Here is an 8,995-nt window from a genome sequence, read left to right as displayed (position 1 = left end):
ATCCTAGGCTTGTAAATTTTCCCAGAAAACTACAGAGGCTGTTGCAAAATGATCTGCCCCTGGGGAGATCGAGGCGACTTCACCAATTCTGCGGTTACAAACACCTCGGAGATGTTAGAATTCGCTATTCGAGAAGGGGTTCTCCAACTTCTTGTAACTTCCCCCTGGGAGTTAGGTTTAAACTGCCCACAGAAAATTGGTGTTGGACTGTCCTCAACCAGCGCCCAGAGCCGATAGATTTTTTGTTCAGGGAGAGCGGGTAATCCCTGAAGTGCGATTGTAATATTCAAATTTTTAGCTGTAAAGGTTGCATTCCCAGAAGCTGTACTGGCAATTTTCGTCCCCTGGAGGGGAAAGACGCCTGCGATAGCTCTTGGCAAAGTTGCCAGGATGGTCTGGCTGTTCAGTAATTCTTTTCTAACCTCCCTCAGGGTGCGCTGGCTTTCCCCTAGTTCCTGACGCAAATGATAATTATCCCAACCCAAAAAGACTACAAGTGATGCAGCAAGGGTGCTAGCAAATCCAATACTCAAGTGGGAGAAGGAAACCCATCTGCTCAATTGACGGTTAGGAGAAGTTTGGGAAGGGATAGGGACGGAGCGATTCGCCGATGCCAGCACTTTTGCCCGTAGATGAGAGGGTGCCTTGGCAGGGCTACCAGAAAGAGCCAGCAGACGGGTGGCTTGCTGAAAGCGCTCAGTTTCACCCACCAATTCGGGATGTTCTTCCAGCAGACGTTGAACTGCAGCGACCTCCTCTGGACTGAGGTCACTGAGGACATAACCTGCGATCAAGTCTTCCCAATTTTCTGGGGGGGGAGGGTTGGTCATGGGACAATTAATCGATCAGATTGTGCAAAGCTCGGCGCAATTTCCTCAATCCCTGGCGAGATCGAGTTTTTACAGTTCCCAGAGGGAGATTTAAGCGGTTAGCAATTTCGGCTTGGGTCAGCCCTTCGTAGTATGCAATTTTTAGAACTTCCTGTTCATTGTCAGATAATTGAGCCAGAGCCTGACGCACCATTTCTGCTTGTTCCTCACTCATTGCTCGCTGTAAAGGGTTGACATCAGAAGCTTGAGAGCCTGTTTCTCGATGCCAGCGATTGAGAACATTGAACTTAGTGCTACGCGAACGCAATCGTTCGATCGCCCGTGAATGTGCCATCGTTGTTAAGAAAGTAATCAAAGCCCCTCTGGTAGGCTCATAGAGCTTTTTTTGATGCAACGTCAAGAACACATCTTGGGTCACATCCTCTGCTTCTTCAGGATTCGTTAATAGTTTAAGCGCCAGTCCATAAACAATATCTGCATAACGATCGTAGAACACCGCCAAAGCAGCCGTTTGTCCCTGTTTGAGGGCATGAAATAACTCTGCATCAGTTTGAGTGGCTAGACTCGCTGGGTCCGCAGGAAAAAACTCAGACGGCATGATCACAAAAAGCAGAAATTGCTCCTCAACAGCACTTTATCAGGCTAGAAACAGGCAGGAGGGGCATCCCAAAGAATACCCCTACCCAACAAAAAACTAAGTTGACTTTAATGAATAATCTTCAGTAGCACTTTAACAGGCCAGAGATCAACTTTCAGCTTGCAGATCTACCTGGGGTTCTCCTATGACGATAATTGAGACCGTAGCCGAAAATGCCGATCGCCCCCAGCCCCAAACCAAGCCCACCCACAGGACTTGATTCCGGAACCTTTCTCACCTCAAAATTAGCCGCTGTGAACTGAGGGAGAGTGTCAATTGCAGCCTGGCCCGTTGGCTCAACAATCCGGGCGAGAATTTTAAGATCGGCGGTAGGGTCACTCAAATCCGTGGAATAAACCAGTCGGGTTAAATTAAGACCACTGTTGAAGTAAACAAAGAGCCCTGCACCGGGGATATCAATCTCCGCTGCAATCAGGTTGGCAGCAGTTCCTGCATTGAACGGGGTCGCCAGGTCGTTGTCATTATCAGTATTCTGGAGAACGATGACATTTAAGCCCCCCGAGGGCAAATTTGTCGCCAATCCATTGAAGAAGGATAAATCTCCTAGTCCAAAAACATCTGGATCGAAGGAAAATTGATCATTCGCGATTGAAAAGGTGGGAATAAAGAGTTCATTGCCAACAACCTGCCGCCCAGGGGTTGTCAACGCGGTACTTCCAGCAAAAGGATCACTGTCAAATCGAAAAGTCGTAGCCTGGGCGATAGAGCTAGAAGTAACCACTGCCACAGTAACCACCGTACTAGCAAGGGAAAGGTTCAGGCTCGTGAACCAACGATTTCTATCGAATTTCATCCTCTAAATCTCCCAATTAAGAAATTAAGATTGGGCCGCATCCAGACAAGAAACATTGTGACGAGAAGCACCCATCCATCGGGTTGCCTCGCCTCTGCTCTTGATCTGGTACTCATCCAAAACCGCGCTTATTACGAACTGAGGTCAGGGATGGATTTAAATTCTTTTTTAATCAATTTCAAATGTAACTGTCGCTGCTTGGGTTATGGTCCCTGTGCTTGAATGGTTGCAACACTAGACTGAGTGCATCCCACTTTTGTAGCCCTCTCCCTAAATCCCTCTCCCAGAACGGGAGAGGGACTTTGAATCTGGCTCCCCTTCTCCCTCTTTGGGAGAAGGGGCTGGGGGATTTAGACGCGCAGCGGCTTCCCCTTGGGTGGGCAACCTTGCAAAACTGGGATGCTCTCACTAGACTCGGCAATTGACCTGTTGGAATTGTCTTCAGGTTTCTGACCAAAGCTATAAGTTGCAGCCAATCCTGAGGGAATTTAACTGGAGTCCATTGGTATGAAAACTGCTTTAGGCAGGGGTGCAAGAGCTGACTACACAGTTTTTTTACATTAATTGCCTAAATTGAACCTATGGGTGGGTATTGGGATTTCGTGTTGAGAGGGCAGAAAACGATATGACTGCGCCAGCTTCAGTATTTAATTCACCTCAACTAATTCTGGGAACTTTGCAGCGAAAAATCATGGCTCTGCGACGGCAGTTGAGCGAGTCGAGGCGCTCTGAGCAACGCCTTAGAACGGCTTTGCAGCAGACGGAACGCCAGTCTCAGCGAAATGAGGACAAACACCGGGCTTTAATCAGCGCCCTACCTGATTTGATTATCCGGATGACTGGAGAGGGAGTCTATCTCGATTTCTTTTCTGCAACGACCTTTAAGACCTTTGGGTCTGAAGCAAACATGGTGGGCCGGGATATCTACGCCTATTTTCCCCGCGACCTGGCTGAGTTGCGCCTGCACCATACCCGCTTAGCTCTGGAAACGGGGCAATTTCAGGTTTATGAGCAGGACATTCAGGTGGGAAATGAACTGCTTACGGAAGAAGTGCGAATTGTGGTTTGTGGAGACAATGAAGTGCTGGTGATTGTGCGGGATATCACCGATCGCAAACGCATCGAAGAAGAACTGCGAAAAAGTAATGAGGAACTGGAAATTCGGGTGGAGCAACGGACCAGACAACTGAGGCAAACGGTTCACGAGCTGAAACAGGAAGTGCAGGAACGGGAAGAAGCCGAATTCAAGTTGCAACAGTTAAACCAAGTGTTAGAAGAAAATACGGCCCAACTGGTAGATGCCCTGAAGCAGTTGAAGCAATCCCAGTTGCAGTTGATTCAAACGGAGAAAATGTCCTCCCTGGGACAATTGGTTGCCGGGGTTGCCCATGAAATTAACAATCCGGTCAACTTTATTCATGGCAATTTGACCCATGCGAATGACTATGCTCAGGATCTACTGGGACTGGTGAATCTTTACCAGCAGCACTATCCGAATCCTCCCCAGGAGATCGAGGCTGAGATCGAGGCGATCGATCTGAACTTTTTGGCCCAGGATATGATCAAACTGCTGCAGTCCATGCGTCTCGGGACCGATCGAATTCGTGAGATTGTCCTGTCTTTGCGGAACTTCTCGCGCCTGGATGAGGCGGAAGTGAAGCAGGTAAATTTGCATCAAGGGCTGGATAGCACCCTCACCATCTTGCAGAACCGGCTGAAGGCTAGGCCAGAACATCCCGAGATTCAGGTGATTAAGGAATACGAGTCTCTGCCATTGGTGGAATGCTATGCGGGACAACTGAATCAGGTGTTCATGAACCTGATCAGCAATGCCATTGATGCATTGGATGAGTCTCACCCGGGGCAGAGCGATGAGGAGATAGCAGAGCGCCCTGGTCAGATCTCGATTCGCACCAGAATGGTCAACCCCGATTGGGTGGCCATCCAGATTGCGGACAATGGTCCTGGTATTTCTGCAGAGATTCAGTCGCGGCTGTTTGATCCCTTCTTTACAACCAAAGCGGTAGGGAAGGGTACGGGCCTGGGCTTATCCATCAGCAATCAAATCGTGACAGAAAAACATGGGGGTAAGTTGTACTGCACTTCTGAACCGGGTCAAGGTACAGCCTTTGTGATTGAAATTCCGGTGCGACAGCTACAGGCTGCTGATACGTGATCCTGGCTACGGGGGTAGCTGGTTGAAACCCAGAATTAACCATTAGAAGAAGCAGCCAGGGCAGCTTTTGCTTGCTGATGGAGGAGTACCCCATATTCCAGACCCTCTACGACGGCCTGGTAGGAAGCCCCCAAAATGTTCGCTGAGACGCCTACGGTAGTCCATCGCTGGTAACCATTACTGGACTCAATCAGCACTCTGGTCTTAGCAGAGGTCCCGGCGGTCCCATCCAGAATTCGCACCTTATAATCCGTCAGGTGGAAGGTGTCAATCTCCGGATAGAAGTTAACAAGAGCTTTTCGCAGAGCGGCATCCATGGCTGAAACGGGGCCATTGCCTTCTGCCGCTTCCAGGATCATGCGGCCATCAACGGCTAGCTTCACCGTAGCCAGGGAATTTTGTTCTAATAAAGCCGTTCCTGATTCCAGATCGTAATGGACGTGCAGACCCTTGAGATCAAACAGAGAATGACGCTGACCCAGGGCTTCCCGCATCAGTAACTCAAAACTGGCTTCTGCACCTTCAAATTGATACCCTTCACTTTCCAGTTGTTTCAAGTGCTGCAGAATTTGCCGACAGGTGGTGTCTTCCTTATCTAGCTCAATGCCAAAACTGCGAGCCTTGGCCAGAATGTTGCTCACCCCGGATTGTTCAGATACCACAATCCGGCGGCGATTCCCGACCTGTTCGGGCCGCAGGTGCTCGTAGGTGAGGGGATTACGCTCCACAGCGCTGACATGGATGCCCCCTTTGTGGGCGAAGGCCGACAGGCCGACAAAAGCAGCATGGTCATTCGGAGCCAGGTTGACGACTTCACTCACAAAGCGACTGGTTTCGGTGAGCTTGGCTAGTTGATCTTCTCGAATACAGGGATACCCCATCTTGATCTGTAAGTTGGGAATCAATGAACAGAGATTGGCGTTGCCACACCGTTCCCCATATCCATTGATGGTCCCCTGGATCATTTGAGCCCCTTCCATCACGGCTGCCAGGGCATTTGCGACCGCTGTCTCGGAATCATTGTGAGTATGGATTCCCAGCAACGGGAAACTGGATTGCTGTTGCAGATCTGGCAGGGGTGTTTTGAACCTCCTGCTCTGAACAATGCTGGCAACCTCTCCCACCATGCGAGCGACTTCATGGGGTAAGGTTCCCCCGTTGGTGTCACAAAAGACCAGCCATTCGGCCCCGGCCTCGATCGCTGCCCCCAGGGTTTCCAGCGCGTAGGCGGGATTTTGTTTGTAGCCATCAAACCAGTGCTCGGCATCGTAGATAACACGCCGGTTTTGACTCCGGAGGTAAACGATCGTATCCCGGATCATCTCCAGATTCTCTTCCAGGGTAGTTTTCAGCCCCTCGGTGACATGCAGATCCCAGGATTTGCCGAAAATCGTGACCCAGCGCGTCCCTGCTGCCAGAATCGGTTGTAAGAGGGGATCCTCCGCTGCCGATCGTCTGGGCCGCCGGGTGGAACAGAAAGCCACGACTTCGGCCTGGGTTAAGGGTTCCTCCTGCAACTGCCAGAAGAATTGGACATCCTTCGGATTCGCCCCTGGCCAGCCGCCTTCAATAAATGGAACTCCCAGTTGATCCAGACGACGGGCAATCCGCAGCTTGTCTTCGATCGAGAGAGATAGCCCTTCCCGCTGGGCTCCGTCTCGGAGGGTAGTGTCATAGATCCAGAGTTGAGGAGAGGGCTGGAAAGGCATAGGTTGCAAGGATGGTGAGAGGGGCTGGAAAAATTTTAGACTGGGACCCCCTCGACCCTTCGCATCCAGAGCGATTTGTGATGAATAGCAACAGACAGCAAAAACAGTTGATGAATGGATATTAAGGGTTACGGACCCAACGACTCCCGCAACTGCTGCTCCGCAATGGCAAGGGCCTCTGGCAACTTGCTGCTGTCCCGTCCCCCGGCCTGGGCCAGGTTCGGGCGACCGCCGCCGCCGCCGCCACAGAATTTAGCGATCGCACCAATGAACTTGCCAGCCTGAAGACCTCGCTGGGTCACGGTGGGGCTGAACGCCGCCACCAGGCTCACCTTCTCTGGTTCCGATACAGAACCGAGAACGACCGCTCCCTCCCCCAGCTTTTGCAATAGCCGTTCCGCTGCTGTCTTGAGGGATTCAGCATCGACACCTTCCATCTGGGCCACCAGCAGGTTGAAATCCCCGATCGAGGCTGCTGTGGCTAACAGTTGATCGGCCTGACTCAGGGCCAGTTCAGCCCGCAGAGCTTCCAGTTGCTTCTGGGCTGTCTTCAGTTCATGCTGGAGACTGGTGATCCGATCGGGCAGCTCTTCTAGCTTGGCCTTGAACCGATCGCCCAGTTCCCGCACCACCCGATCTCGCAGATTTAGGTATTCCAAGACGGCTGGACCGGCTATTGCCTCGATTCGACGAATCCCGGAGGCCACACCAGCTTCAGCAATGATCTTGAACAGACCAATCTCTGCCGTATTGCTGACATGGGTGCCCCCACAGAGTTCCATGGAAACCCCCGGAAAATCCAGCACCCGGACTTCATCGGCATACTTCTCGCCGAACATGGCGATCGCTCCCTTCGCTTTGGCTTCAGTCAGGGGCAAAATCGAGATCTGGGCCGTATGAGCTTCAGCAATCCAGGTATTGACCTGATCTTCCACCTGCTGTATTTCCTCAGGGGTGAGGGCACGGGGACAGTTGAAGTCAAACCGTAGCCGATCGAAGGAAACCAGGGACCCGGCCTGGGATACAGAATCGTCCACGATTTGCTTCAGGGCTGCCTGCAGTAGGTGGGTAGCCGTATGGTGGGCCTGGACCCGTCGCCGACAGGCCCGATCGATCTGAGCCTTGACCCGATCTCCCGCCTGCAGGGTTCCCCGTTCTACCCGGCCAAAGTGAACGAAGATCGCCCCCTCTTTTTGCACGTCCTCAATTCGGACCACGACCGTATCCCCAGAGAGATAGCCCCGATCGCCGATCTGACCCCCGGATTCAGCGTAGAAGGGGGTCTGATCCAGCACCACCTGTACCTCGGTGCCAGCGCTGGCGGCTTCGACAGGCTCGCCTTTCACCAGCAATACTCTGATCTCGGCAGGTGTTTCAAACTGGCTATAGCCCAGGAATTCAGTTTCATGAACCTGGGCGGCCAGTTGGTCCAGGGTGCCCTGGACGGTCAGATCGATCGTTTCATGGGCCGCCTGAGCCATTTCCTGCTGCTCTTTCATGGCTGTCTCATAGCCGGGAATATCCACGGTCAACCCTTTCTCTGCTGCAATTTCCTGGGTCAGTTCCAGGGGGAAGCCATAGGTGTCGTACAGGGTGAAGGCATCTCGCCCAGAGATTTGTCCCCCGGATGGAACGCGCTCCAGAATTTCGGTCAGCAGTTTTTCTCCCCGTTCCAGGGTTTTGAGGAAGCGGGATTCTTCCCGCTGCAGCTCGGCCTTAATCACCTCTGCTCGGGTGCGCACATTGGGATAAGCCTCCTCTGAGAGGACGATCGCCGTCTCGGCTACTTGGGGGGTGAACTCACCCGTAATCCCAATCAGCCGCCCATGGCGGACCACCCGGCGCAACAGCCGCCGCAGCACATAGCCCCGGCCAATATTGGACGCAGTAATGCCATCGGCAATCATGTGAACCACGGAGCGGATGTGGTCCCCAATTACCTTCAGGGAAACTTTGGTGCGATCGTCTGCCTGGGCATAGTCAATCCCGGCTAGCTCTGCGGCTGTTTTGACGATCGGAAAGATCAGATCGGTCTCGTAATTATTGGGCACCTGCTGCAGGATCTGGGCCATGCGCTCCAGGCCCAGGCCAGTATCGATATTCTGGCTCTGCAGGGGCGTCAGCTTGCCATCAACGTCCCGGTTGTATTGCATAAACACCAGGTTGTAGAACTCAATGAACCGGGTGTCGTCTTCCAGGTCAAGCTGGGCATCCCCTTTTTCGGGATGGAAGTCGTAGTAAATCTCCGAACAGGGACCACAGGGACCGGTGGGACCGGAAACCCAGAAGTTGTCCTTCTCGCCCATGCGTTGAATCCGATGGGCCGGAATCCCAATGTGGTCGCGCCAGAGGCTGAAGGCTTCCTCATCGTCTTCGAAGACGCTGACCACCAGCCTTTCTGGGGGCAGGCCGTAGACCTCGGTTGAGAGTTCCCAGGCCCAAGCGATCGCCTGTTCCTTGAAATAATCCCCAAAGCTGAAATTCCCCAGCATCTCGAAGAAGGTATGGTGTCGGGCAGTACGGCCTACATTTTCAATGTCGTTGGTCCGAATGCACTTCTGAGCGGTGGTAGCACGGGGAAATTCCGGCGATCGCTGCCCCAGGAAAATGGGTTTGAACGGGAGCATGCCTGCGATCGTGAGCAGAACGGTGGGGTCTTCGGGTACCAGGGAGGCACTGGAGAGGACTTGATGGCCTCTGGCTGCATAGAAGTCAAGGAATTTTTGCCGGATTTGTGCGCCGCTCAGGGGAGTAGGCATGGGATCAGTACGTTCAGGATTAAGGTTCAAACCTTTATTCTAAGATGTAGGCTCTCCCTTTGCGTGGCTG

6 protein-coding genes are annotated in these 8,995 nt (G+C 52.6%); 1 reads left to right on the top strand and 5 read right to left on the bottom strand.

Annotation, left to right across the window (positions count from 1 at the left end):
* Window positions 1-29 precede the first annotated feature (29 nt).
* From BST81_RS05170 to BST81_RS05160, 3 genes are all read right to left on the bottom strand, one after another.
* A complete protein-coding gene (locus BST81_RS05170; protein WP_075597481.1) occupies window positions 30-830 on the bottom strand; it encodes an anti-sigma factor in 801 nt (266 codons plus the stop codon).
* 7 nt (window positions 831-837) lie between these two features.
* Window positions 838-1,428, bottom strand: a complete 591-nt coding sequence (locus BST81_RS05165; RefSeq protein WP_075597480.1) for a sigma-70 family RNA polymerase sigma factor — start codon at window positions 1,426-1,428, stop codon at window positions 838-840.
* Window positions 1,429-1,582: 154 nt separating this feature from the next.
* Entirely contained in the window at window positions 1,583-2,281 is a 699-nt protein-coding gene (locus tag BST81_RS05160) for a hypothetical protein (protein ID WP_075597479.1), read from the bottom strand.
* 625 nt (window positions 2,282-2,906) lie between these two features.
* Here BST81_RS05160 and BST81_RS29080 point away from each other — a divergent pair.
* Window positions 2,907-4,457, top strand: a complete 1,551-nt coding sequence (locus BST81_RS29080) for an ATP-binding protein (RefSeq protein ID WP_075597478.1) — start codon at window positions 2,907-2,909, stop codon at window positions 4,455-4,457.
* Between the two features lie 35 nt (window positions 4,458-4,492).
* Here BST81_RS29080 and cimA read toward each other — a convergent pair whose 3' ends face one another.
* Complete coding sequence (gene cimA, locus BST81_RS05150; RefSeq protein ID WP_075597477.1) at window positions 4,493-6,166, bottom strand: citramalate synthase; 1,674 nt, start codon at window positions 6,164-6,166, stop codon at window positions 4,493-4,495.
* 128 nt (window positions 6,167-6,294) lie between these two features.
* Window positions 6,295-8,925: an alanine--tRNA ligase gene (alaS, locus tag BST81_RS05145; protein WP_075597476.1), complete on the bottom strand. Its 2,631-nt coding sequence runs from the start codon at window positions 8,923-8,925 to the stop codon at window positions 6,295-6,297.
* Window positions 8,926-8,995: the final 70 nt, after the last annotated feature.

The organism is Leptolyngbya sp. 'hensonii', assembly GCF_001939115.1.
Classification (GTDB): Bacteria; Cyanobacteriota; Cyanobacteriia.
Note: the sequence above shows the minus strand (reverse complement) of the source record. Positions and strands in the feature narration are given on the sequence as shown.

Excerpts from the sequence above, each read along its gene's own strand:
- BST81_RS05170 (WP_075597481.1), bottom strand. The coding sequence starts at position 830 with ATGACCAACCCTCCCCCCCCAGAAAATTGGGAAGACTTGATCGCAGGT.
- BST81_RS05165 (WP_075597480.1), bottom strand. The coding sequence starts at position 1,428 with ATGCCGTCTGAGTTTTTTCCTGCGGACCCAGCGAGTCTAGCCACTCAA.
- BST81_RS05160 (WP_075597479.1), bottom strand. The coding sequence starts at position 2,281 with ATGAAATTCGATAGAAATCGTTGGTTCACGAGCCTGAACCTTTCCCTT.
- BST81_RS29080 (WP_075597478.1), top strand. The coding sequence starts at position 2,907 with ATGACTGCGCCAGCTTCAGTATTTAATTCACCTCAACTAATTCTGGGA.
- cimA (WP_075597477.1), bottom strand. The coding sequence starts at position 6,166 with ATGCCTTTCCAGCCCTCTCCTCAACTCTGGATCTATGACACTACCCTC.
- alaS (WP_075597476.1), bottom strand. The coding sequence starts at position 8,925 with ATGCCTACTCCCCTGAGCGGCGCACAAATCCGGCAAAAATTCCTTGAC.